This window comes from Pirellulaceae bacterium (genome assembly GCA_029243025.1).
In the GTDB taxonomy this organism is placed as follows: domain Bacteria; phylum Planctomycetota; class Planctomycetia; order Pirellulales; family Pirellulaceae.
In genome coordinates, this window is the sequence record JAQWSU010000006.1 from 75,599 (window position 1) to 101,794 (window position 26,196).

Here is a 26,196-nt window from a genome sequence, read left to right on the forward strand (position 1 = left end):
ACCGCCCGCCGCTCAGGGCAGTGACCACGTTGAAAAAAGGTTCCTGACATCTTTTCCCGAGCCACCTTTTTCCGAGCTCTCCGCAGAAAACACGGGTGCCAAGCAGCTGCAGGACCTTTATAATCGATCTCCCCGCCGAAAACCCTCCTTGGGAAATTCAGAAATGAGCTGCCCGTTCACATCCCGTTACCGCTGGATTCTGTTGTTCGCGAGTTTTAACCTCGCCTCGGCCTCAGCTGACGATTCAGATTTTTTTGAGTCGCGAATCCGACCGGTTTTGGCAACTCACTGCTGGGATTGTCACAGCGTTGATAATGCAGAGAGTGAACTGCGCCTTGATGATCGTGATGCGATGCTGCGAGGTGGAACGCGCGGAGCTGCCATCGATCCCGGTAAGCCTCAGACAAGTTTATTGGTTCATGCGATTCGGCACAGCGAGCGTTTGCAGATGCCACCCAAGTCGAAGTTAGACGCAAGACAGATCGCTGATCTTATCCAATGGATCAAGTCCGGTGCGCCTTGGCCCAATCACTCATCCAACCCTGCAGGCATCGAACAGGCAACTGTCGATTACGAATTGACAGACGACGAACGCAACTTTTGGGCCTTCCGTCCGCCCTCACAGCACCGCCTGCCCAAAGTCGATGACCACGCTTGGATCGAATCTCCCATTGACCAATTTGTCTTAGCAAACCTGGAATCTCGGCAGTGGCGACCGGCAATGATCGCTGACAAACGCACTCTAATTCGGCGTGCGACGTTCGACTTATTCGGACTGCCACCCAGTCCTCAAGAGGTTGCTGATTTTCTTGCCGACAATCGGCCCGGCGCTTTCGCACGATTGGTGGACCGACTGCTAGGATCACCTCGCTACGGCGAACGTTGGGGAAGACACTGGTTGGATGTCGCGCGTTACGCCGATTCAAACGGTCTGGATGAAAACCTAGCATTTGGCAATGCCTATCGCTACCGCGACTATGTCATTCGATCTCTAAATATCGACAAGCCATTCGACCGTTTTATCTTCGAACAGCTTGCTGGTGATCTCCTGGAAGCGACTTCATCATTTGACCCCATCATCGCAACCGGATTTCTGTCGCTAGGTGCAAAAATGCTGGCTGAAGATGATCCTGTCAAAATGCAAATGGACATTATCGATGAACAAGTCGACACGGTCGGGCGCGCCTTGATGGGTTTGACACTTGGCTGCGCTCGCTGTCACGACCACAAATTCGATCCCGTTCCGATCACGGACTACTACTCAATCGCCGGGATCTTCAAAAGCACGAAAACCATGGAACACTTCAATGTGGTCGCAAAGTGGCAGGAACGCGAGCTAGCGACCCAACACTACATTGAACAAAAGGCTCTGCATGATCAGCAAGTCGCAGGCCTCCAAGCAGAATTAGATCATCAACTCGCACTTGCCAATCAGGAAACGATGAGGCTGGCAAAACAGCACCTGGGCGATTACCTGCTGGCAGCCGCACGATTAGAAATGATCCAACAACGGCTCAAGGCGACAACTCCTTTTGGAAACGACAAGAATTCCAAAAACGACAAGGCCCCTTTGCCGATCAACCATCTGCTACTGGAAGCTGAAGATTTCACACGTGGAAATCTCCGAAAAGACACCGATAACTACGGGCCATCGATCGGTGTATTGGTAAATCAAGGTCAGCTACCCAATGCGGTGGAATACGAGATCGTCATCAAGTCGGCTGCCTGGTATCAACTCGATCTGCGCTATGCGGCCCTCGAGTCACGTCCCTGCTTATTGACGATCAATGGCAAGCAGTTCGAACTCCCCGTGGCGGGCCAGACAACCGGTGGCTGGCATCCGAATCACCAAAAATGGCATGCCGAAGCCTTGATCTACCTGCAAGCAGGAAAGAACCTGCTGCGATTGGAACGGTCCAGCGCGTTCCCGCATCTTGACAAACTGCTGTTAATACCGCTTCCGAACGACAAGCTCGTCGACATCTTGCCGATTAGCTCCGATTATGAACTCATTCCTGCCTTGGTCGTTCAATGGCACCAATACCTAACCACCCATGCGATAAGCAGGTCGGCGTTCAACCCGTTGTTGCAATGGCCGGACGACACAGCCGATTTTCAACGCTGGGCAACCGCCTATCGAGATCGGATCTTAGCCTGGCAAAACAACGCAAAATCTGATTCCGGCCATGCCGATCACCTGCCATGGCAGACCCTACTCGATGACCCTCAGGGACCGTTCGCCCGACCGACAGAATTGCTGCCATTTTACCCAGAGCAATCACAGCAGGCGGTAAAAGCGGCTCGCGAACGACGGCAAGAAATCACCAAGCAAAGCCCTGCGATTCCGACAGCCATGGGGGTAACCGACGCGGAGCATCCGGAAAACCTGCGGGTGCATTTACGAGGCAGTCATTTGACGCTGGGTCGAGAAACTCCTCGACGATTCTTGCGCGCCATTCCATCCGCTCGTGAGTCAGAGATCCCCGACAATCAGAGCGGTCGATTGCAACTCGCCACTTGGTTGACCGATCCATCCCATCCCTTGACGGCAAGAGTGATCGTCAATCGTCTTTGGCAATGGCATTTCGGCCAAGGCCTGGTGGCCTCCCCCAATAATTTCGGTCGACTGGGCCAGCGTCCCTCTCATCCAGAATTATTGGACTGGCTCGCATTGCGACTCATCAACTCGGGGTGGTCGATAAAGGCCATGCACCGGTTGTTGATGAATTCGGCGACTTACCAAATGAGCAGCCAGCCTGATCCGTCAGTCGCCGAGACGGACCCTGAAAACCGCTTACTTTCACACTTCAACCGCCGCCGACTCGAGGCCGAGGCAGTGCGTGACTCCGTCCTGGCCGTCAGTGGCAATCTGGATTTCACCATGGGAGGCACTCGCCTGACCACCGCCAATCGGGCCTATGTCACAAGCACAACGAACGTCAGCCCGAAAATATACGACTCGAACTGTAGATCGGTCTATTTACCGGTCGTTCGAAGTGCCTTGTACGAAGTCATGCAATCTTTCGATTTCCCTGATCCCTCGGTAACCACGGGAAAGCGGCAGTCAACAACGGTGGCTCCTCAAGCCCTGTTCATGATGAACAGCCAACTGGTTTCGCAGCAAGCGGCCCAGTTAGCCAGCAACTTACTGAAACAGGAAACTCTTGATGACCGCGCACGGATCGAGTCGGCCTACAGGATGCTTTACAGCCGTCCGCCAAGCGATGCCGAAATCGATTCGGCAATCCGTTTCATCGAGCGATATCTCGACCACTTGTCAGATCTGCAACTCGATGCGACAACAGCCAATGCTCGGGCATGGCAAAGCCTTTGCCGCGCTTTGATGTCCGCGAATGAATTCATTTTTGTGGAATAAATTGACATGAGTCGATATTGCCGAAAAGAGCAAAGAGTAAGCACACGCCGTGAGTGGTTAAAGGCAAGCGGTGCGGGCTTTGGCAGCCTGGCACTCACGACTCTTCTGCAAGAAGAGTCGCCAGCGTCAAACAACTCAATCAACCAGCCTCCGCCACATTTCGCTCCGCGGGCAAAGCGTGTAATTTTCTTGTTCATGCATGGTGGCCCTTCCCAAGTAGACACGTTTGACTACAAACCGGATTTGATTCGTGACCATGGCAAACCCTTACCATTCGACAAACCGCGCGTTGTGTCGTCGCAAACCGGGAATCTCCTGAAATCACCTTGGGAATTCCAGCAACACGGGGAATCGGGAGCTTGGGTCAGCCAATTGTTTCCCCACGTGGCCAAATGCGTTGACGATTTGTGCATCATCAATGGGATGCACGGTTCGAATTCAAGACACGGTGGAGCCTTGCTCGAACTGCACACGGGCAGCGACACATTCGTCCGACCCAGCATAGGATCCTGGATCAATTATGGACTGGGGACAGAAAACGAAAACTTGCCTGGATATCTGACCATTTGTCCAACGCTGACACACGGTGGATCCAACGCCTTCGGCTCGGCTTTTCTGCCAGCCGATTTCCAAGGTACTCCGATTGGCAACGCGAGTATCCCATCCCAAGAAGCAAAAATTCCCTTTATCGAAAACGCAACAAAGACTCCCACCAGACTCCAGCGCATCGAATTGGACTATTTGCAAGAATTAAACCGACGCCACCTCAAACCTACGGAACAGGAGTCAGAGTTAACGGCGAGGATCAATTCATTCGAACTTGCATTTCGCATGCAATCCGCAGCCCCGGATTTGCAGAACGTGGATGATGAAACCGAATCCACACGCAGCATGTATGGACTCGACAACCAACAAACGAGTAACTTCGGTCGACAATGCTTAATGGCGCGTCGCTTCGCCGAACGGGGAGTCCGATTCATCCAGTGCAGCCACAGTTACAAATGGGATCAACATGGCAACTTGAGGCATGATCATGCGAAAAACGCCGCAGAAGTCGACCAACCCATTGCGGCCTTGTTGAAAGACCTGAAGGCCCGTGGACTGCTCGAAGATACCTTGGTGATCTGGGGAGGTGAATTCGGACGCACCCCCGTCGCCCAGGGCAACGACGGTCGCGATCATAACCCACATGGATATTCCATGTGGATGGCAGGTGGCGGCATCAAAGCAGGTATTCGTTATGGAGCGACCGATCCGTACGGCTACTACGCCGTCGAGGATAAAGTCCATATCCACGATTTGCACGCGACAATCCTTTACCTGCTGGGCATCGACCACACCAAGCTGACCTATCGATTCGCCGGACGCGACTTTCGCCTAACCGACATCTATGGGGATGTGGTTCATGGAATCATCGCGTAAATTGGATGACAAGCTTTCCAACCAGTAATCGTTCCGTTACGCACCCAGATTCACAACCTGCCGGCCAGATGGCACCAATGTGCATTTCGGTCATCGATTGAGATGCGACATGAAGCAAGATAGTTCGGCCGGTTCGCAACCACTGAATGCGGCGTCGCTAAGCATCGTTTTATTAACGTCAGCTCTCTGGGGTGGCACGCCCGTAGCCGTTACGTTCGCAGCCGTTTCCTTGCCCCCTATCGCAATTGCCGCCGTGCGATTCTCACTCGGTGCCGTCTTCATGTTGTTCTGGTGCTGGTTTGGCGGCACCCCGCTGCGACTAGGTTCAGGACAACTAAGAATCTCACTAGTTGCTGGTGTGCTGCTCTTCGTTCAGATCGCCACGTTTAATGTCGGTATTGCCTGGTCAAATGCCTCTCATGCCACCATGATGATCAACACCTTCGTATTCGGAGTGATTGGGATTGAACACTTCGTCACCAAGACAGATCGTCTGACATTGCGAAAACTAAAGGGACTTCTCTTGGCCACCGTTGGCATCATGTTGATGCTGACGCGAGATGCGGATCAGACCCAAACGAAGGTCCAACAAGACCTGCCCTCTTTAGCCGGCGATCTATTGATATTGCTGAGCGCCTTTCTGCTATCGGTAAGAATCGTCTATGTGAAGTATGCTTTGAGACGAATCGAGCCCGGAAAGTTGATTCTCTGGCATGACATCATCGGTGTCGTTTTGTTTATCGGTTACAGTGCATTGTTTGAACAGATTGAACCTCAACGGATGACCCTTCCCGCCATCATCGGACTTGCCTACCAGGGCCTTCTGGTTGCGGGACTCTGTTTTGCGCTGCAGACACAGCTCTTGCGAAAACATTCAGCCTCGCAGCTTTCCATGTTCAGCTTTTCAACGCCCTTATTCGGCATTTACTTCGCATCTATCTTCCTCAGCGACCCCCTTTCCCCGTGGCTGCTACTCGCTGGCGGATGCATCGCCGCCGGAATCTATTTGGTCAGTACACGTCGACGATCGACCGTCAACGCCGCGTAGCCAAACGGTGCCAGGTCATTCTCCAATTCCCTGAGGAACGATTTCCGCCGGACCGAAGCGGTGTACCGCATTCATCTCAACAGAGCTGATTATCGCTACGATCCGCAGGAAGATCGGGAGGGAATTCAGGCAAGCGGAACGGAAAAGTGGGCTGTGGAACCTTTCCCCCGGCCAACCAGGTCGAGCGGGGCGGATGCGGGAATCTTCGTTCCAACCACCGCGATCCGAATTTGACGATTGCAGTGGCCACCAGATTCGATGCGGTCCCCGTTGCATTTCCAGAGCGTGCAAGCAGATAAAATCGCTGATAGAAGCCGGCCACTCGAGGCCAATTGCAAGCGACGAGCTGAAATGGAACCTCCCAAGAGCGCGTCAACAGATGTTTATCATTCGAAACGAAGATGCAAGCCGATTCCCAAATGATTACAATCGTCGGTTACTTCACTGACGACGTATACTAATCTGATCCATTTGACGGACGAGAACATAAGGACATCAGCAATGAGTATCCGACTATCGCTAGGCACGCGTATCCTCTGGACCGTAGCCCTCTGCACAATCCTCTACACCTTGAATTTCGCGACTCCTGCATTGGCTGATGAAGCTGCGGCGTTAGCTGGAGTCACCGAGCAAGGTGGAACGGTGCGCGTAATCGCAAAGGACTCTACGGACAAAGAAGCAACCTTTCATCTTTCTGACAAGGAAGTGGGTGACGAAGCACTGGTTCATTTGAAAGATATCCCCAATTTGGTCTGGCTGAATCTGCGTGGAACCAAGATTAGTGACGAGGGTCTAAAAAACCTGAGCGACCTCAAAACACTCACCCGACTCCACCTCGAGAAAACCGCGATAACGGACGCGGGCCTCGCCCATCTTGCGAATCTTGAGAATCTCGAATATCTCAATCTGTACGGCACGAAAATAACGGACGCCGGCCTGGACCATCTGAAGAATCTCAAGAAACTCAAAAAAATCTATGTCTGGCAGACCGAGGTCAGCAAGGAAGGTGCGGAACAATTGACGGCCGCAATCCCTGAGATCTACATCAACCGAGGCGCCGATGCGGAACCAGGACCACCGACCAAGACTCTGGCAAACGCCCGCTACATCAAGATTAGCCTAGAGGGCGACAAACGAATTCTCTCATTGGCCGAAGTGCAGCTAATCGAAACCGCAACCGGCAAAGAGCTGCAGGTCGACGGCAGCGCTAGCCAGTCATCGAATTATCAAGATACAAACGCCGATCGCGCAAAAGATGGAAATGTGGAAAGCGCATTCGACAAAGGTTCGGTCACCCACACAAATGAAGAGTCCAATCCTTGGTGGTTGATTGATTTGGGTGAAACCAAGGACATCGGCAAGGTCGTAATTCACAACCGAGCGAATGTCGGCGATCGGCTCAAAGATGCGAAAGTGGAAGCCTTTGCCCCATCCCTGGCGGTCGTCTGGACCGACAAAGTGACTGACGCGAAAGATGGCAGTGTGAGTGAATTCAGCGCGAAATAGCTGCTGACACCCGTTTAGGCTGTCCGGTCCGTCGCCTCAGACATTTCGCGACGGATTTCCTTGGCAATCGCTGGATTGAGCATCGCAGCGGTTGCCAACTGGACCGATTGCGCGCCGCAAGCGATCATGGCCTGAACGTCACTTGGGGTGGAAATGCCCCCACACCCCACTAACTCGACATCGAATTGGTGTTGCCGGATCAAATCTTGAAAACGGCCGACCTGCTTCTGGCTCACTTTACGAATCGCACCGCCGCCGATTCCTCGAATCTGGCCGTCAAAACGCGGTTTGCCATCTGCCCCCATCACTCGTGTCGCCAGACCGTTGACCATAGTCAGAGCGTCTAAGTGAGGCGAAAGGCTGGACAGCAGTTCAACCGCAGCAAGGTCATCGGGAACAAAGCCGATTTTGGCCAATAAGGGAGTCGAGCCGATCGCTTGCTTGACGCATGCTGAGACGACAGCTGCATCTTTTGGCTGCTGATAGAGCTGACCATCACAAGTCGCCACATTCGGGCACGACAAATTGACCTCGATGAGGTCTGCACCTGCCTCGACAGCCCAACAAGCACAACGAGCGTAATCATCGGCAACCTGCTGGATCGACCAATCAGGCTCAACCGTTGCGACGACAGAAACCGCCAGGAGCTTATGGGGCGCCAACTGATCTCGAGTAAGCCGTATGTCTTCACGCCAGACTTGCGGCGATTGTGAAGGCATTCCAAAGGAAATGGCCCAAGAATCTTGCATGACCTGCTGATCGAGAACTCGTTGCTCATTTCCTACCATCGGACTTGAGCCAACGGGTAACAGGTTAGGTAACGGGTAGCAACTCCGCTCACAACTTCGCACCGTCTTATAGGTAAGGATGTCAAACCCCAGACTTGCGTAATACAGAATCCAACGACCGTTGAGCAGTGGACCTGCGGCAACTCCCAATGGCGAGTTCAACTCAAACCCGCACAGGCTCCAATTCCCGGGCAACGGCCATTCCTGCAACTCTTTGGTCAAGAGCGGATCCGGCGGATGGTCGTAGTTCCATTGATAAGTTTTCGATACATCGTATCGTGGCAACGACATCCGACAACATCTCCGATCAACCGCGAGGATCGCTATCGTGAGATACGAACCCCGCAGCGGACGCCAATTTAGAGGTTAACTTTTTCACCTTTTTGGACACTTTCAATTTCAGCCTCCACAATTTTCACGGTCCGCAAGGCGTCGTCCAGAGTCACGATCGTGGGTCGCTGCTGTTTCTCGATGCACTCGACGAAATAATCAATTTCCAGGTTGTACCCCATGATGTCCTGGACTTCGATTTTCTCAGCGTCTTTGCCTTTCTCAAACAGGGTCAACGGTTCTGCAGCAGCCGAATCGAAAACAGCGGTCGCGTTTTCAAAATTAACCGTGTAACTCATGTTGAAAATAAAGCCGTCTGCCATCGCCCAGCTACCTTCCGCCACCACAAGCGGAACATCGTCATACTCGTACTTCGTGATAATGTGGTCAGGCTGATTGGTAATTTTCGAATAACCAAAGCTATTCACAGCTTTCGGCATACCGAAGCAGAATTGCACGAAATCGGTGTCATGAATGTGCAAATCCAATGCGGCGCCGCCACATCGATCACCATCCGTATAAAACGGCCCGCCAGGGTGATTGACGACTCGTCGAAAGGAAGCTCCGTAGACTTTGCCAAACCGACCGTCATCGATCGCTTGCTTGAGCCAAGTCCATCCGGGCCAAAATCGCATGCAATGCCCGACAAAGGTACTGCCTTTTGCATCTTTGGCTGCCTCGGCCAGGAGTTGCGCATCTGCCGAAGTTCGGGCCAGTGGTTTTTCAATCAACAGATGCTGTCCAGCTTTCAAGACTTCACAGCCAAACTTCACGTGCAGATCGGTAGGCAAACAAACATCCACCAGATCGATTTCGGGATTGCCAATCACCTGAAAGGCATCAGACAGCCGTTGCACATCCGTTAATTCTGAGATGGTCGATTGAGCCTGCCCTTCGATGTTCCCCGCCGCATGAGCTTTCCCAGACAGGCGATCGGGGTCACTGTCGCAAATCGCGGCAATTTTTACGCCGTCATGTTTCGCATAGGCATCGAGGTGCGTAAGCCCCATCATCCCCAGCCCAATGACTCCAACTCGTACCATTTTCAGTTGCCTTCCATCTTGAAATTATTGCGAATGCAGGACCTCTGCGATCCTTTCACGCGTCACAGGTTGAATCAAACCGTACTCGGTAATGATGCCATCGATTAATTCGGAAGGAGTGACATCAAAGGCTGGATTATAGACTTCGACACCGTCCGGAGCCGTCTGTCGCCCAAAACCATTGGTAATTTCATGCGCTGCTCGTTGCTCAATGGGTATCTGGTCGCCACGATCGAGCGTTAAATCAAACGTACTGTGGGGTGCCGCAATATAGAAGGGAATCTCATGCGCACGCGCCAGCACGGCAACGGAATAGGTTCCGATCTTATTGGCCGCATCACCGTTCGCCGCAATTCGGTCGGCACCAGTAATCACCGCTTGAACATGTCCCTCACGCATGACTTGCGCCGCCATCGAATCGCAAATCAGAGTCGCGGGGATGTCCCGCTGCATCAATTCCCAGGCAGTTAGTCGAGCCCCCTGCAGGAGTGGTCGAGTTTCATCGACAAACACTCGTAAACGTTTCCCTTGATCCTGAGCGGTAAAAAAGACGGACAGCGCCGTACCGTATTCGGCCGTTGCGAGTCCGCCCGCATTACAATGCGTGAGCACCCCCGCACCATCGGGAAGAAGGTGAGCGCCGACCTCCCCGATCGCATGACAAGTCGCTCGATCCTCAGCGTGCAAAGCTTTTGCCTCGGCAAGAATTTGCAGGCGTATCTCTTCGACCGACGAACCTTTGAGTTGTTCAGCGCGGCAACGAATTCGGTCCAAGGCCCAGAACAGATTTACGGCCGTCGGACGACTGGTCGCCAAATAATCCACCACTTGCGTCAACTTCGCAAACAGAGCTTCCGCATCTCCGGAGACTGTTTGAATACCAAGGCAAACACCATAGGCAGCTGCGATGCCAATCGCCGGAGCTCCACGAACCCTTAGCATCTTGATCGCTTCCCAAACGGTCTCGACGGACTTGCAGTCCAAGTAAACCAACTCCAACGGCAGGCACGTTTGATCAATCAAACGCAGAAAGCCATCGGTGCCTCCATGCCAAGCAATCGTTTCAGGGCCCTTCGTCGTCACCGGCAATGTCCTCATCGTTCGTGTTTTAGACCAACTGGTCTTGAAGCTTGTCGTTTTTGGCGGCGATCTTGGCAACCAGCCCTTGTTTGAACGCCTCAAAGCGTCGTCTCAGCTGCTCATCAGCCGTGGAAAGGATTTGCACAGCAAACAGTCCAGCATTGCGAGGCCCGCCCATCCCCACCGCCATGCTTGCCACTGGCACATCGCCGGGCATTTGCACCGTGGAAAGGAGTGAATCGAGACCGCCCAAATCGGCCGTCGGCACGGGCAAACCAATCACGGGCAAGGGGGTGTGGGCTGCCACAACTCCTGCCAAATGAGCAGCGCCGCCGGCTGCTGCAATGATGACTCGCAAACCTCGCTCTTCAGCCGTGGTAGCGTATTCCGCCACCACATGGGGCGTACGATGAGCACTCATGACCTGGACTTCATGGGCAATGTCAAATTCATTCAGGGCTGCAGAGACGCCCTTGATCTTTGGCCAATCGCTGTCGCTGCCCATGATAATACCAACCTGGGGGGTTTCCTGACTCATAATCTCCTCTCATCAACTTGAATATCAGTGGAAGATTCGGGACGATCTTTGGAACCATCAAACAAAATCGAAACTTCCGCTCACTTGAATTTTAAACACAAATTAATTCACAGACGAATCGCTGAAGGGCAGATCAAAAGTTTCTGCCACAGCTTGATTCGTCACTTCACCTCGATAGATGTTAATTGCTGTTGAGATCGCATCGGACCGCTTCATCGCCGCATCGACACCCTCACCAGCAAGCTCAATGATCCACGGAAGCGTGACATTACAGAGCGCGAAAGTGCTGGTCCGCCCCACAGCTCCCGGCATGTTGGTAACGCAATAATGCACCACTTCTTGTTCAATAAAAATCGGATCGCTGTGAGTTGTTGGACGCGAGGACTCGACGCAGCCACCTTGATCGACCGCCACATCAATAATCACGCTGCGATTTTTCATGCGCCGCAAATCACCCCGCTCAATCAGTCGAGGAGCCTTAGCGCCCGGGATCAAAACCGCACCAACAATCAAGTCTGCCAAACTCAACTCTTCACGGATCGTATGCCGATCGCTAAACAAAACGTTTACATTGGCCGGCATCACGTCATCCAGATACCGGAGTCGGTCCATATTCACGTCCAAAATGGTGACATCCGCCTGAAAACCGGCAGCAATCCGAGCTGCATTGGCGCCAACGATGCCTCCCCCAAGAATGGTAATATGGGCCGGGGCGACCCCGGGAACACCACCAAGCAGGATCCCTCGTCCCATTTGCGGACGTTCCAGATACTTAGCGCCTTCCTGAATACTCATTCGACCAGCAACTTCACTCATCGGCGTCAACAGAGGCAGGTGTCCACGATACTGTAGCGTCTCGTAGGCAACGCAAACAGAATTGGTCGCCAACATCGCTTCCGTCAATTCACGGCTCGCCGCGAAGTGGAAATACGTAAATACAATCTGGTCGGAACGGATCAGCGGCCATTCGGCAGCGAGCGGCTCCTTGACCTTGATAACCATCTCTGCTCGAGCGAAGATTTCGGCCGCGTCGGCGACCAGTTCGGCCCCGGCGCGTAGATATTCATGATCGGCGATGCCCGATCCCAACCCGGCACCAGCTTGCACGAGCACGGTATGGCCTCGACGCGTCAGCTCTTCAACACCAACGGGCAACATCGCCACACGATACTCATCGCGTTTAGTTTCCTGCGGAACACCAATAATCAAGGGAGGCTCCCCCGCCAGTCAGGGTTCGAGCAACGAGAAAATCCGAGCACCCGCATTTCAGCAGACGCTTGCCCCAACCGCAAGTAGGTGCAGCAGAGGGTTGCATCAGTGTCAGCCGATTCGATGGTCACTTCGGCCACAGATCTGGCACAAAATCGGCAAAACGGACCAGAAAACCAGATCGCAAAATCGAGGCACCGTGCCAAAGTGCACCCGCTCCACTCCAGCCGCCCGGACGTATCATCGATCAAGGCAAGTCACACGACGCGGAAAGTGCCTGAATGAGCCGTTCCGCCGCCGTTTCCCCCTGCTGCACACACTGGGGAATCCCAACTCCCGTAAATCCGTTACCGGCCAGTTGGAGGGTACCCGACTCAGGGACGGATCGATCAATACATCGAATGCGTTCCCGATGACCGACCACATATTGTGGCATCGCTTCGCGCCAGCGAAAAACTCGTTGGAAGAGGGGTGGGGATTTAACCTTGAGTAACTCTTGAAGTTGCTGCTGGACGAGCGTCACGAGTTGTTCATCCGATTGTTCCAGTAGCTCGGGTTGCAGCGCACCGCCGACAAACACGCGAAACAGTTCAAGTCCCTCGGGTGCCCGCCCTGGAAACTTCAAGCTTGGACAACTGATCGCTAAAATCTGCCGATTTTCCTGAGACGGAACAACACAACCAAATGCGTTCAAAGGACGACCGATTTCCTGCTTGCGGTAAGCGACACAGACAACCGCCGAACTGGCCGAGGAAATCGCTTGCAAGTTTTGTGAAAGCTGAGGCAGCGTCCGCTTGAAAATTTTGGCGGAGATGCGAGTCGGGGTCGCGGCCACGACACCGTCAAACAATTCTCGCGTCGTTTCGGTTACCACATGCCATCGATCCTGATCTGCAGCGGTGATTTCCTTGACGGCACAATGGGTGCGGATTGATGTTTGTTTGAGGCGACTTTCAATCGCCTCAACCAAGGAAGACATTCCGCGCTTGGGGGCAACGAACAAGCTATAACGAGCTCCCCGCGTCTTGGACGATTGCGAACTTTGTTTTTTCCGGTGCTGCATACCTCGATAAAGACTACCGTGCTCTCGAACTAATTCGACCATTTGAGGCAAAGCCGCCTGCACGCTCAATTGCGCCGGATCTGCCGTGTAGATGCCGGCAACCAAGGGTTCTACAAGTCGTTGAAATGCCTCCCGCCCCAATCGCCTTGTCGCGAACTCAGCCAACGACTCCTCGCCCGCGTCGCGAGGCTCACGAATCAGGGGTTCGCAAATCAACCTCAACTTACCCCACGGCGAGAGCAACCCGGAGGTCAAAAGAGGTGTTAATCGCGAAGGGGCCATCAACTGAAAACCGGCTGGCACAGGGTACAACTTTCCGCGCCAACAAACCTTGGCTCCGCGAAACTTTTGATTGGTGGAAATCAGCTGATCGGAAAAACCGATTCGTTGACAAAGATTTTCAGCCCAGGGGGCCGTTGGCCCCCGCAAAAAATTATCTGCCGCTTGTTCCAGCAGATAACCTTCCTGAAAATGTGTTCGCAGGACGCCTCCCAGCTGATCGGAGCCGTCAAACAACGTAACCGACCAATCCGGCTTACGTTCCGCGAAACGATGCGCGGCAGCTAAACCGCTCATTCCGCCCCCAATTACGGCAATCGCTGGCTTTTTGGCTTCTTGTGTGTTCACCTCCTCATGATAAGACAGAGTTCCTCGAGGATACAGACGCCATGAGGAACTCGACAACACCTTTTCGATCAGATCGACAGCTGGACCTTGACAGGGCAGGACGTGGTGTTTAATCAAGTAGCAGTCGTCGAGCGAACCTCTATTCGATCTAGATGAACCGAGAACCGTAACAAACCTGGGAGAGATACCTTGAAGCTTGGCGAAACCACGATCGATGACACCTTCGCCGAAGCATTCGGCATGAAGTACAGCCGTCTTATCATTACAGCTCATGATCAGCACTGGCTTGACGCGGCGATGCGAGAATTCACCGGATTCAGTTCATCCGTGATCGCATGTGATCTCGAAACGGGTGTCGAACTGCAAATACCGCCCGATTCAACACCGGACGGTCGCCCTGGAGCCTCCGTCTTGTGTTTTGGGTTTTCCCGCGATGCATTGGCAGAAGCGATCCCAATCCGCACAGGACAATGCCTAATGACCTGTCCGAGCACCGCTGTGTTTGACGGCCTTGCGAATCAGGAAAAACGTATTCCATTAGGCAAACACATTCGTTTTTTCGGGGATGGTTTCCAGAAAAGCAAGGTCGTCGGCTCGCAGCGTTTCTGGCGTATCCCAGTCATGGACGGCGAGTTTTTGGTACAAGATCAGATCGGTGTTGCTCAAGGTGTGGCTGGCGGCAACATCATCATCCAAGCCACTACCCAAGTCGCTGCTTTAGAATCCGCCGCACGAGCCGTCTCAGCGATCACCGGTTTGGCAGGCACCATCACCCCCTTCCCAGGGGGCGTTGCTCGCAGCGGAAGCAAGGTAGGATCGAAGTACAAGGCACTCAAGGCATCGACCAGTGACCCCTACTGCCCCACACTACGAGGCCGCGTAGCAACAAAGTTGTTCGATGGAGTGAATAGCGCGCTAGAAATCGTGATTGACGGTGTCGATGAAGCCGCGGTGGGCGAAGCAATGTCCGTAGGGATGCGCGCGGCGGCGGGAGACCAGATTGTTGCAATCAGCGCGGGTAATTATGGCGGGCAACTCGGAAAGCATCATTTTCACCTGCAAAAGCTCTGTGATTCGAACAACCTGTGATTCGAACCGGCCTCAGCATCGACGTGACAACTCCCGGCTACTCAAGGTCAGCTTCGACCGTCAGATCTAACCGTCGAAAGATGGGGGCATGACGGTAATAAACCTCAAGCGTACAGATGGCTAACGCCGTCATGTAAATCCGACCGCCCGCTTGAGCATGGGGACCGCGAGGCTGCCAACTGCCTGCCTCATGTCCGCTCTTTAATTGGGTCTGCACAAGAATTTCTCGGAGACGACGATTCCAACGCTCCCAATCTACGCCACCCGCATGATGCATGACTTGCGAAGCGTAGTACCAATAATAGATATTTGGTTTTTTGCGTTGGGGTGGAAACCGTTCCACCAAATTCGTGACGCCAGCTTGCATCCCAGGATCATCGAATGTCCATCCTGTGTACATACGACACAAGATCGCTTCTGCCGTCATGACATGATCTGGCGAACGTTTTCTTTGATAGGAGTAAGAAAACCCATCACGGTCTCGGACAGTATCCAGATATTGGCCGGCCAATTCAAGCGTTTCCTCTGGAACCTGAAGTCCAGCGATACGAGCACTCTGCAACGCCATGACTTGCCAACCAAGCACACTCGTGTCACCCGCCTCACCAGGTCGATAACGCCATCCCCCCACCGGATGCTGCGCCTCCACAATGAAGTCAATCGCTCGCTGTGCGGGATCCCGCAACATTTCGTCGCCGGTCATCGCGTAGGCTTCGCACAAAACAATCGCCCCTTGTCCATGCGCATACATGCCAGAGGTACCTTGCGAGTCGATCCTCAAATCGCCATTCGCTCCCTGATTTTCAATCAACCAGCGAAGGCCACGAGCAACTTGATCTCGATAGATCCCTGTCAGGTGGGTCTGGCCAGCACCCAAGAACGGCAACAAACTTAAAGAGGTTGCCGCCGAGTCGCTCACAATGCTGCCCCGCCCCTTGCAGCGACCTCGACACGTTTCGCAGTGGGCAAAACGATCTAAACTCCAACTGCCATTTTCGCTCTGATGCCGTGAGAGCCAGCGCAGACCGCGCGCTACAGCCGCCTCGGTCAACGTCGTGCCACCTTCACGCTTCACCATTTCCACCCGAACGCGAGGATCGCGAACTGCAAACGTTCGTTGGGATTTAGCTGATCCAATCGTCTCTCTAATTTTTTCCAATGGAGCAAGATAAGGATCATCGGCATTCGCGTCCAAACGGATCTGCCGCGCTTCTTGATCCGCCAAGACTAACGCCTGCTTTTGCCGCTGGTTACGCGGCCGATCCTCCTCCGGAACCGGCAAATCATAGTCGGGTACTACATCGGGTTTGACTTCGACCCGCCCTCCTTCCCGAACATCGCGACTGACAGCCGTCGACAGCAAAATCTGTTTCAGCGAGGATTCTTCCGACATCGTTAACAGCGCTAACAGAGTCAACAAGCCCAAGTGCAACAACAAACTAACGAGCCAAGCCGGAATGTCGGTCAAGAGTGTTCCCAGGCTCCGCCGGCGAGCGGGCACAACCGACGCACGAACAGTGCGACTCGGCTGGCGCGGAGGCTCTCGCAATACGGTCGCGGCTTGTACCGGCACCGCCAACTTGACCGCCGGTCGGATGTGGGGTGATTCGTAGCCCGCGCCAGGACTCACAGTACGACGGTCGTTGCCCTTCGCAGGTCCGCGCGAGCGTAGCGGACGATCCAATGAGCCAGTGGATCCGCCCGCAGCCAACACGGGACGACGACTCGGCGCCCGATGTTCGATTAAACGCCGTTGAAGCTCCGTCAACTCGATACTAATTCCACAGGACCAACAATCAGCCAACATCAACCAGACTCGAATCGCCATCGGAGCGCCGCAATCGGGGCAATCACAAAGGATCGAGTTACTATCGATCTCGATCCCATTCAGGGACGCGACGCGAACCATGTGCTTCGCTCGGGGCTCCCGATCTAAATAATTCAGGGGTAACGGTCCGGAGGAATTTAAATCAAGAACGGGCAGCGGCGCAGCGGGCGGATTGAAATCCCCAGCACTCGGGTCGAGCGTCGAATCGCCGTCTTCTGAACGAAAAAACTGAGAAGCCATGCAAGGACAACTCCATGAGCAAACGCATCAATCCACACGGCAAAAAATAAAGCTCCAGAACCCCTTGAGTGTATCCGACACCGAAGATTTCGTGAATGGAACGTGCAGAGGCCGGATTCTCAACCTCCAACCTGCAAACAGACCACCCGCCGTATTCAAGGGAATTCTCACAAAGAGTTATGCGATGGCAGACAATTTCGAGCCAAATCGTTAACATAGAAAGGTCGCTACCAAGGAGTCTCCATCTTGGATTCCGATCGATCGGTCGGCAGAAGATTACCGATTTCCGCCAAACTTGCGGGCAACCCGTAGCGATCGCGCAGCGGCATTTCACCTGGACTGGGCTAGGTGATCCACAACAAATCGACCGTGCCTGCCCAAACCAGCCGTTTTGCCACGGTTGCAGATGGCTCTAGGAGAGTTTGATGGCAACTGATTCAGCCAGCTTGATTCATGATCTGGGAAACAACATCGCCCAGGTCGTCCTCGGCAAAGTCGAGGTGATTCGACTCTGCTTGGTGGCACTGCTATCCGGCGAACATGTGCTGTTGGAAGATGTGCCCGGCGTGGGCAAAACACTGGTTGCGAAAGCGTTATCCAAAAGCGTTAACGGCTCATTTTCTCGAGTTCAATTCACACCCGACTTACTGCCGAGTGACATTATTGGCAGCAGCATTTACGACGCAAACACAGGCAGCTTCGACTTCAATGCTGGGCCGATTTTTTCCAACGTCGTCTTGGCAGACGAGATCAATCGCACACCTCCCCGCACACAGAGCGCTTTACTGGAAGCGATGAGCGACGGCCAAGCTTCCGTCGACGGGACGACGCACCAACTACCAGAACCATTCATCGTCATCGCGACACAGAATCCGTTTGAGTTCGAAGGCACTTATCCGCTCCCGGAAAGTCAGCTCGATCGTTTCCTCATTCGGATCTCGATGGGTTACCCCGACCGTGATGAAGAACGTCAAGTTTTACTTAATCATCGCGATGCTGAACCGGTCAGCCTACTAAAGCCTGTTATCACGTCGGAGCAAATCGTCGAACTCCAGTCAGCCGTTCGGCAGATCACCGTCGAAGAATCAATTTACGACTATTTATTGGATATTGTGACAGCGACACGAGAATGCAAGGAACTCCATGTTGGCGTGAGCACACGTGGAGCTATCTGTTTCTATCGAGCGTCTCAAGCGCTCGCAAAGATCGATGGTCGATCGTACGTCACGCCAGATGACATCAAGCATCTGGCCATTCCTGTGCTCGCGCATCGCGTGGTCCGGAAGGGATATTCAAACGGTAACCAGCGCGCGGCCGTGGAGAAACTTATCCAACGATTAGTCGAAGATGTACGGGCTCCCAGCTAACCTTTCGAAGTACAGAAGTCTGAAAGGACTCGTACTCCGTTTGAATTGACACCCAAACCATAGTTCACCACTTACGACGCCGGTTTCAGATGGCAAAACGCATCCACATTTCCATTCCGAAAGAAACCTGGGTGTATCTCATGATTCTCGGTGTTGTGATCGTGGGTGCGATCATCCGTGAAATCAACCTTCTGATTATTCTCTCAGGACTCTTGTTTGGGCCGTTATGTATTAGCTGGTACTTGGTTCGTTCCACCTTAAAGGGGATCAAGATCGAGCGGAAATTCCCCAACTCCGTTTTCCCGGGTGAGCTTCTATTGGTTGACGTCGATCTCAAGAATGACAAACGGCGACTGGATAGTTGGGCTTTGATTTACGGAGACGGAATTAGCCACGCCAATCCCAGGCGAGAGATTCCCCGCAAATCCGTTCAATGCTTAGTTCCCTATGTGAAGGCAAAGGCCACCGAACGAACGACCTATCGTTGCCGACTCTGGGAACGGGGCCGCTATCGTCTGGGGCCAGCGGCACTTTCAACCAAAATGCCGTTGGGATTGTTACGCGGTGACACGACCATTTCGCGGACCGATGAATTTTTGGTGCTCCCGCAGATCGGCAGGTTGACGGGTCAATGGAAGCACTTAGTCCAGGTCGATCGACCCGGTCAACGGAGCTGGCATCGCAGGCAGGGCCAGATCGAGGGCGACTTTTATGGCCTGCGAGACTGGCGTTCCGGTGACTGTCGTCGCTGGATCCACTGGCGCTCATCGGCAAAACGAAATCAGCCGGTGGTCCGACAGTTTGAGCAACTCCGAACACGCGACTTCATCATCCTGCTGGACCTTTGCTTCGACGAAGCCCTCGATCCGGCAGCAAAACGGACCCAATCACTGGCCGCCGAACGGGCCATTAGTTTCGCAGCCACCGTCATCACAGAACAGGTGCACCAGGGCTCAGGACAGTTGACATTGGGCATCGCTTCCGAACAAGCTCGCATGATACGAGGACCTAGCAGCTCGGCGTTACTGAATGAATCTCTGGAGTTATTGGCTGAAGCTCGCGCAACCTCAACAGATTGTTTGAATGACTTACTTTCACAAGTGATCGGTCAACTGAATCGAGACGATCAAGTCGTCTTGGTTTCAACTCGCAAGACCGGCTTTCTCGATCCGACGCGAATTGCTGGCGATCAAATTGACTCTGAGCAGCGCACCCGCTTCGCTCAATCAATCTGCATCGACACTTCCGATCCATCGTTTTCGGAGCTATTCGAAATCGATGCTCTCGAGGAGCTTGCCAGCTCGGACAAATAAAAACGATGGAACACACAACACCCAACCCAACGGCTGACACATCGATCAAGATAGAATCGTTATTGCAAATAACGGTTTTGACTCTCGTTGTACTCAGCACATTATTACTCTCGATGGGACAACAGAAGCTAATCTATGCTTTTGCCGCGTTAGCTGCCGCGGTAATCTCGTTCACAGTGACCGACATGAAAGGCTACCTGCAGCTTGGCAGCAAAGCGGCTTCGGTCGCTTCCCTCCTGGCCTGTCTGCTGCTACTGGTCCAAGTCGTTCGCAATGTGGAACAGAGCCAACTTTTGAATGTGGCAAATATGCTGGTTTGCCTGCAGATCATCTTGATGTTCGAAAAGAAGAACGACCGCATTTATTGGTCGCTCCTCTCGCTCAGTCTTCTGCAAGTCATTGTGGCAGCAGCCCTCAATCTGGGGTTATTGTTTGGAATTCTCCTCGGCATTTACATGCTGATCGCGGTAGCAGCACTCACCTTCTTCCACGTATTTCGAGTAACAAGACCCTTCACAAGTACCAGCCGAGAGGCAACTCATCACGTCGGAGATGGGATGCCTGCCGGCGGCTTGATCGTGACGGAAGAAGCCGATGCTGCGTCGCGAATCCTGAATGGCAGCTATGTCAATCGTCTTGTGTGGATGGTTTGCGTAACAACCCTTTCGACGATCGTCGTGTTCTATGCCATTCCGCGCTTCAACAACAATCCCTGGGAAAGCCCCACTCAAGACACCTCAACGGTAGGATTCACGAACCAAGTCGATCTAACGGATATGTCTCGAATCCTAGAGAGTCCGGAACAAGTGATGCGGGTTGAGTTTTCGACATTGGGAGGCGAACCCTACCAGATCGACACAGAACCTTATTTACGCGGCACGGTCCTTTCCGAATACCGCGAAGACGGTGGATTTTGGCGTGAGTTCAAAACACCGCAAGCCATCCGCTCGATCAACAACCGGGATGAACCGGACATGTCCCAAGTCGTTTTACAACGCATTACGCTGCAGCCCGGCTCGCATTCCGTACTGTTCAATGTGGCACCCTGCTATGCGGCTTTCGCCGACACTCCCGCGGATTTGCAACTTAACGAACATACGCGCCAGTTGACGCCGAGTGAAAACGACAACTCGAACAAGGGCACCTATCGATACACCCTTTCCACTACTGCATTTCGGAATGGATGGCAAAAAGACTTGATCCCTGTGCTCCGCCCCCTCGCTCAAGCCCACGGTGATCAGTCACGGGAAATCTACACGCGCGAAGAATGGCTCCAAAAGTCACCTCAAGTCACCGCAATCGCAGAACAAGTGTTGGTTGAACAAGGACTAACAGAAACGAATTCCTTTTTCCGCGCAAAATCTCTCGAAGAACACTTCCAAGTTTCCGGACAATATTCGTATTCACTCGATGGCAGCCAAGAACGAAATCCGGAATTAGATCCCATCGAAGACTTTGTTGCCAATCATCGCACTGGACATTGTGAGTATTTTGCCAGTGCGTTAACGCTGATGTTACGCAGCCAAAGAATTCCCGCTCGGATTGTTGTCGGCTACAAAGGCGGAGACTTCAATACGCTCGGCAATTACTACATTGTGCGACAGTTACACGCGCATGCCTGGGTCGAAGCCTTCCTACCTGCCGAGGAGATTCCCGCTGACGAACTCGATCCATTAGACGATTACAGCCAGGGAGCTTGGTTACGCTTGGATCCGACGCCGATGGGAATCGACCAGGTTGCAGATGACCGCGGACTGAAAATCATCACGACCGTCAAAGAATTGCTTGATTACTGCCAAGTTCTCTGGGATGACTACGTCTTAGGCCTGAACTCGAATCGACAGCGGCAAGCCATCTATGAACCCTTGACGCGTAATTTCCGGACACTAGGACAATGGCTCTTCGATCATGAAGCCTGGCAGGCAAGATTTCAACAGATACAAGTGATGCTTCGATCGCCCCAGACTTGGCTGTTGCTAAGCATCGTCACCTTCATCATCGGCTCCGCCTATTTCGGCCGAAATGGCTTGAGACGCATCGCGAGAGCGATACGCCCTCACCTCCCCCAACAAGGCTGGGTCCGGAGACGACGCGGCCAGAGATTAGATCTTTACGATCAAATGGAACGAATGCTGGCTCGCCACGGTTTTCGACGAACTTCGAAGCAAACCGCCTACGAGTTTGCAGAAGCCACCGGCGGTCAACTCGCCGAAACACCCATCGTGCACTTGGCGGGCGTTCCCCGACGTGTTACCAATGCCCATTATCGAGTACGCTTTGGCAAACAACGCTTGGGCTCCGACGAGTATCGCGAGCTTCAGCTTGCCCTCGGCAAACTCGAAAAAGCACTCTACGGGTACTAGATCGTTAATTCACTCGTCAGCCAGCCATGACCCTGGCGACCAAGGCCCTCTTACCAGCACACGCAGAAACCACACGCAGAAACAATAGATCGACAAAAACATGAAGATTGGATTAGTTGGCTATCAAGGCTCCGGAAAAAGCACCCTGTTCGAGTTCCTGACCAGCGTCGCTCCCGACTTGTCGCTCAGTCACACAACACAAAGTGCAATGGCAACGATTCCAGATGAACGTGTGGAATCACTGTGCTCCATCTATTCACCAAAAAAAATCACTCGTGCTTCACTCGAGATTGTTGACACCCCTGGCCTCAGCCGTACCCACGAAGGTAATGCAGCGAGACTGGGTCAAATTCGTGAGGCAAGTTGCCTGGTGCAAGTCGTCGGCGCTTTTGACGGCTCGGATTTCTCCAAGGATCTGATGGGCTTCGAAGAAGACCTCGTGCTGACGGATCTAGAGATCGTTGCCAACCGAGTGGAACGACTGAAAGACTCGCTGAGAAAACCAAGGCCAAACCGAGACGAACAACAAGCAGAATTGGAGGCTATTGAACCTATTCTCGCAAGACTTGAAGCCGGTGAACCGCTAAGCGGCTTCGAATTTACCGATGAACAACTCAAGGTCACTCGATCATTCCAACTCCTCAGCCAGAAACGACGGCTGGCCATCATTAATGTCGCGGATGATGAAGTCGATCTCAAAAAATACAACGAATACTCGACCGACAATCGACCCGTATTTGCCGTCCCCGTCGGCCTTGAGGTCGAACTCTCTCGGATGGAAGAGGAAGAACGTGACGAATTTCGCCAGGAGATGGGAATCGCTGGTTTCGATCGAGACTCTTTAATCCGCAGCATCATGTCTCAATCAGGACAGATGCTGTTCTTTACCGCCGGTGAGAAAGAAGTGCGAACCTGGCTGATTGCTCAAGGCGCGACTGCCGTCGAAGCCGCCGACAGCATCCACAGCGATTTGGCACGAGGCTTTATTCGTGCAGAAACGATGAGCTGCGACGATCTGTTCCGACTGGGCAGCGAACGTGAAGTCAAAGCAGAAAATCTCATGCGGCAAGAACCCAAAGATTATGTCCTACAGAATGGGGACATCATCAACGTTCGATTCAGTGTCTGACCCAATAATCAGCCTGTTCAACGAAAAATGCGTCTCTTACCCCACCCACCCCACCACAAACAGCAGCCCCAAAAGGGGTCAGCACCACCCACCATGAACAAACATGTCGGGATTTTTCCACCGAAACTCGACTTACCTCGCTCAAAACCAACGGTTAATCTGTGGCTCGTCCCGCTGGGAGCTCGTGTGCTAGCAGGTGAGCGGATCGTAGAAATACTCGCCGACGAACTCACCTTCGACGTCTCGGCTCCCACAGAGGGTCGGCTGGTGGAAAAGTGCATTGAGGAAGAGAGCGAGTATGAAGCCGGGGCATGCCTCGGGTTGATCCTTCGCGACGGCTTCTGAGGGGAGCTACCCTATCTGAGGAAACTGACGTATATTTGGTGGACAAGGAGTGGCCGATTCGCTTCTCCACGACGTCGCTGTCCGCATCGCGACGCTTTAAACACATTCGATTGCATCGATCAGGAGATTTTTTGAAATGAAAAGATCAACATTGGGTTGTGTGTTGGTGGCCATGATCGCCATCGTATCCTGGGGCTGCAACAAGTCGGGCAGCGGTGGGGCCGGTAGCAACACAACCACGACATCCACCACATCCGGCGATCACGACCATGGCGATCACGACCATGGTGATCACGACCATGGTGATCACGACCATGGTGATCACGACCATGGTGATCACGAGGACTCCACCACTTCGCTTGAGACATCCACCATTCTTTGTGGACACTGTGGCGAATCCAAAGGCTCGACGGGTTGCTGTGCTGGTAGCGAATCCTGTGCTGACTGCGGACTTTCCAAAGGCTCAACCTTGTGCTGTGCGAAGCTATCCGACGACTCAAAGGGCAAAGATATTTGCACGGACTGCGGCCACGTCGCAGAAGGCTCGCACAAGTGCGACAACCAATGCGACAAATGTTCGAAGTGCGGAATGCATGCTGGCTCACCAGCCTGCTGTAAGCTCAAAGCTTAGTTTCCACCCAGCATCATTTTAAGTTCACAAGAAGCCCCGATGATCAACTGTATCACGGGGCTTTTTCTTTGCCTGGATAACGTTAAAAATGAATTCGAAGCTCGCACCAGATGATGAGCCAAGAACAGGGCTTGTTAACTGAGTGCTATCAAAGCTCCTGTCGAGGAGCTGCCAACCACGGTCGAGTTGCTAAAACGAAATGAACCCATTGGACTGGATCGCCGACGAACTTCGACAATTGGACGCACAGCACCTACGTCGCCACCCAACAGTTCGGCGAGGGCCGCAAGCGAATCAAATCGAACTCGACGGCCGAAGCTACCTGAATTTTGGTTCGAACGACTATCTGGGGCTCGCTGCTGACCCCCTAATTCGAACCGCCGTCACCGAAACCGTTCAAGCGCAAGGTTGGGGCAGCGGTGGCAGCGCGTTGATCACCGGTCGATCACTGCAGCAACAACAGCTTGAACAGCAATTGGCTCAATTCGAATGCACAGAAGCCGCACTCGTTTTCCCGACCGGCTACGCAGCGAACCTCGGCACACTCACCAGCCTTGCCGGGCGTGGCGACCTGATTTTCAGCGACGCGTTAAACCACGCCAGCCTGATCGATGGCTGTCGCCTTTCCCGAGGCGAAGTCCGTGTCTATCCTCACGCTGACATCGACTATTTGCGATCGGAGCTCAAGGGTGTCAACGCAGAGAGACGAACTCTGATTGTGACAGACAGTTTATTCAGCATGGATGGCGACTTCGCACCTCTGGCACAGCTGATCGAGCTATGCGATGAGTTTCATGCCATCCTTGTCGTTGATGAGGCACACGCGACTGGCGTTTTGGGAAAACAGGGTCGAGGTGTCTGCGAACTCCTGGGCGTCGAAGATTCAGTCCCTGTCCGGATTGGAACCTTCAGCAAAGCAATCGGCTCTTTGGGAGGGTTCGTGGTTGGTTCGAAAAATCTGATTGAATGGCTCTTCAATCGAGCTCGCACACAGGTCTTTTCCACCGCCCTGCCCGCGTCCGCATGCCAGGCATCTGCCACCGCCTTACAAATCGTGCAGAACGAACCCCAACGCCGAGCACGCTTGCAACGGCACGCACACGAGCTCCGATCACACTTGCTTGCTGAAGGCTGGGATATCTCTGACAGCGAGAGTCACATCATCCCGATCGTCATTGGGTCGTCCGAGCAAACGCTGTCAGCTGCCAGACAGTTGCGTGATGGCGGTTTATTGGTCCCCGCAATTCGGCCACCAACGGTCCCCATCAATGCATCGCGATTGCGGATTAGCCTGACAAGCGATCACACAACAGAAAACCTTCAAACGCTCACCAAAGCACTCGCACCTGTCAAGTCAGCTCTGCGTGACTAGCTGCAACACGTTTTCAATCGCAGGTCGATCGGCGGGTCCGCGACCCACGTAGTGCAGCAGAATCAAACCTTGAGGGTCGATCAACACATCGCCACCCAACTGATAAATATCGTCCGTCGGTCGACGAATTCGACCCCCTCGAAGCATCAGCTTCAAATAGAGCCACCAGTTGTGAATCCCCATCACCTCTTTCGCCGTCCCGCGTCCCATGCCATAAGCCTGGTACAGCAATCGATCCGGGTCTAACAGCAGCGGCCAGGGAAAACCTGTCTCCTCGACGTAACCCTTCGCCCGCCAAGCCTGTTCAAAAGTAACCACCAACAGGTCGATCTGCCGTTCTCGAAGCTGGGCTTCCTGCTGCTGCAACTGCAACAGATGCGTTCGACAAGGCAATCACGATAGGTGGCGATGAAAAACCAACAACAAAAATCGGCCGCTGTAGTCCGAGAGACGATGCAGCCGATTGTTGGTGTCCTGCAACTGAAAAGG

20 protein-coding genes are annotated in these 26,196 nt (G+C 53.4%); 11 read left to right on the forward strand and 9 right to left on the reverse strand.

Annotated features, from left to right (window positions below):
* The first annotated feature begins 163 nt into the window (after nt 1-163).
* The 4 genes from P8N76_02315 (at nt 164) to P8N76_02330 (ending at nt 7,352) form a co-directional block, all read left to right on the forward strand.
* Nucleotides 164-3,376, forward strand: coding sequence for a DUF1553 domain-containing protein (locus P8N76_02315; protein ID MDG2380484.1), 3,213 nt, complete (start codon nt 164-166; stop codon nt 3,374-3,376).
* Between the two features lie 6 nt (nt 3,377-3,382).
* A complete protein-coding gene (locus P8N76_02320) occupies nt 3,383-4,798 on the forward strand; it encodes a DUF1501 domain-containing protein (protein ID MDG2380485.1) in 1,416 nt (471 codons plus the stop codon).
* 109 nt (nt 4,799-4,907) lie between these two features.
* A complete protein-coding gene (locus P8N76_02325; protein MDG2380486.1) occupies nt 4,908-5,846 on the forward strand; it encodes a DMT family transporter in 939 nt (312 codons plus the stop codon).
* Between the two features lie 501 nt (nt 5,847-6,347).
* A complete protein-coding gene (locus P8N76_02330) occupies nt 6,348-7,352 on the forward strand; it encodes a discoidin domain-containing protein (GenBank protein MDG2380487.1) in 1,005 nt (334 codons plus the stop codon).
* Between the two features lie 14 nt (nt 7,353-7,366).
* Here P8N76_02330 and P8N76_02335 read toward each other — a convergent pair whose 3' ends face one another.
* The 6 genes from P8N76_02335 to hemG form a co-directional block, all read right to left on the reverse strand.
* On the reverse strand, nt 7,367-8,431 hold the full coding sequence (locus P8N76_02335; GenBank protein MDG2380488.1) for a hypothetical protein: 1,065 nt from the start codon (nt 8,429-8,431) through the stop codon (nt 7,367-7,369).
* Between the two features lie 68 nt (nt 8,432-8,499).
* Nucleotides 8,500-9,513, reverse strand: coding sequence for a Gfo/Idh/MocA family oxidoreductase (locus tag P8N76_02340; GenBank protein ID MDG2380489.1), 1,014 nt, complete (start codon nt 9,511-9,513; stop codon nt 8,500-8,502).
* A gap of 24 nt (nt 9,514-9,537) precedes the next feature.
* Nucleotides 9,538-10,596: an S-methyl-5-thioribose-1-phosphate isomerase gene (gene mtnA, locus P8N76_02345; GenBank protein ID MDG2380490.1), complete on the reverse strand. Its 1,059-nt coding sequence runs from the start codon at nt 10,594-10,596 to the stop codon at nt 9,538-9,540.
* 25 nt (nt 10,597-10,621) lie between these two features.
* Nucleotides 10,622-11,131, reverse strand: coding sequence for a 5-(carboxyamino)imidazole ribonucleotide mutase (gene purE, locus P8N76_02350; GenBank protein MDG2380491.1), 510 nt, complete (start codon nt 11,129-11,131; stop codon nt 10,622-10,624).
* Nucleotides 11,132-11,233: 102 nt separating this feature from the next.
* Nucleotides 11,234-12,340, reverse strand: coding sequence for an alanine dehydrogenase (gene ald / locus P8N76_02355; GenBank protein MDG2380492.1), 1,107 nt, complete (start codon nt 12,338-12,340; stop codon nt 11,234-11,236).
* 247 nt (nt 12,341-12,587) lie between these two features.
* Nucleotides 12,588-14,087 carry a protoporphyrinogen oxidase gene (gene hemG / locus P8N76_02360; GenBank protein MDG2380493.1) on the reverse strand — a complete coding sequence of 500 codons (1,500 nt, stop codon included), beginning with the start codon at nt 14,085-14,087 and terminating at the stop codon, nt 12,588-12,590.
* A gap of 132 nt (nt 14,088-14,219) precedes the next feature.
* Here hemG and fhcD point away from each other — a divergent pair, with 132 nt between their 5' ends.
* Nucleotides 14,220-15,119, forward strand: a complete 900-nt coding sequence (gene fhcD / locus P8N76_02365) for a formylmethanofuran--tetrahydromethanopterin N-formyltransferase (GenBank protein MDG2380494.1) — start codon at nt 14,220-14,222, stop codon at nt 15,117-15,119.
* A gap of 37 nt (nt 15,120-15,156) precedes the next feature.
* Here the strand turns inward: fhcD and P8N76_02370 are convergent, their stop codons facing one another.
* Nucleotides 15,157-17,187 (reverse strand): terpene cyclase/mutase family protein, encoded by a 2,031-nt coding sequence (locus P8N76_02370; protein ID MDG2380495.1) that lies wholly within the window; start codon nt 17,185-17,187, stop codon nt 15,157-15,159.
* A gap of 425 nt (nt 17,188-17,612) precedes the next feature.
* Between P8N76_02370 and P8N76_02375 the strand changes: the two genes are divergently transcribed.
* From P8N76_02375 to P8N76_02395, 5 genes are all read left to right on the forward strand, one after another.
* On the forward strand, nt 17,613-18,554 hold the full coding sequence (locus tag P8N76_02375) for a MoxR family ATPase (protein MDG2380496.1): 942 nt from the start codon (nt 17,613-17,615) through the stop codon (nt 18,552-18,554).
* A gap of 89 nt (nt 18,555-18,643) precedes the next feature.
* Complete coding sequence (locus P8N76_02380) at nt 18,644-19,867, forward strand: DUF58 domain-containing protein (protein ID MDG2380497.1); 1,224 nt, start codon at nt 18,644-18,646, stop codon at nt 19,865-19,867.
* A 5-nt stretch (nt 19,868-19,872) separates the two neighbouring features.
* On the forward strand, nt 19,873-22,230 hold the full coding sequence (locus P8N76_02385) for a DUF3488 and transglutaminase-like domain-containing protein (GenBank protein ID MDG2380498.1): 2,358 nt from the start codon (nt 19,873-19,875) through the stop codon (nt 22,228-22,230).
* 100 nt (nt 22,231-22,330) lie between these two features.
* Nucleotides 22,331-23,359, forward strand: a complete 1,029-nt coding sequence (locus tag P8N76_02390) for a DUF933 domain-containing protein (GenBank protein ID MDG2380499.1) — start codon at nt 22,331-22,333, stop codon at nt 23,357-23,359.
* 93 nt (nt 23,360-23,452) lie between these two features.
* On the forward strand, nt 23,453-23,704 hold the full coding sequence (locus P8N76_02395; GenBank protein MDG2380500.1) for a hypothetical protein: 252 nt from the start codon (nt 23,453-23,455) through the stop codon (nt 23,702-23,704).
* A gap of 145 nt (nt 23,705-23,849) precedes the next feature.
* On the opposite strand, the gene P8N76_02400 is transcribed toward P8N76_02395, so the two are convergent.
* Nucleotides 23,850-24,092: a hypothetical protein gene (locus P8N76_02400; GenBank protein ID MDG2380501.1), complete on the reverse strand. Its 243-nt coding sequence runs from the start codon at nt 24,090-24,092 to the stop codon at nt 23,850-23,852.
* A 442-nt stretch (nt 24,093-24,534) separates the two neighbouring features.
* On the opposite strand from P8N76_02400, the gene bioF reads away from it, so the two are divergent.
* A complete protein-coding gene (bioF, locus tag P8N76_02405; protein MDG2380502.1) occupies nt 24,535-25,707 on the forward strand; it encodes an 8-amino-7-oxononanoate synthase in 1,173 nt (390 codons plus the stop codon).
* Here bioF and P8N76_02410 read toward each other — a convergent pair.
* A complete protein-coding gene (locus tag P8N76_02410; GenBank protein MDG2380503.1) occupies nt 25,690-26,100 on the reverse strand; it encodes a SelL-related redox protein in 411 nt (136 codons plus the stop codon). The two genes, bioF and P8N76_02410, sit on opposite strands and share 18 nt — an antisense overlap.
* Between the last annotated feature and the right edge of the window lie 96 nt (nt 26,101-26,196).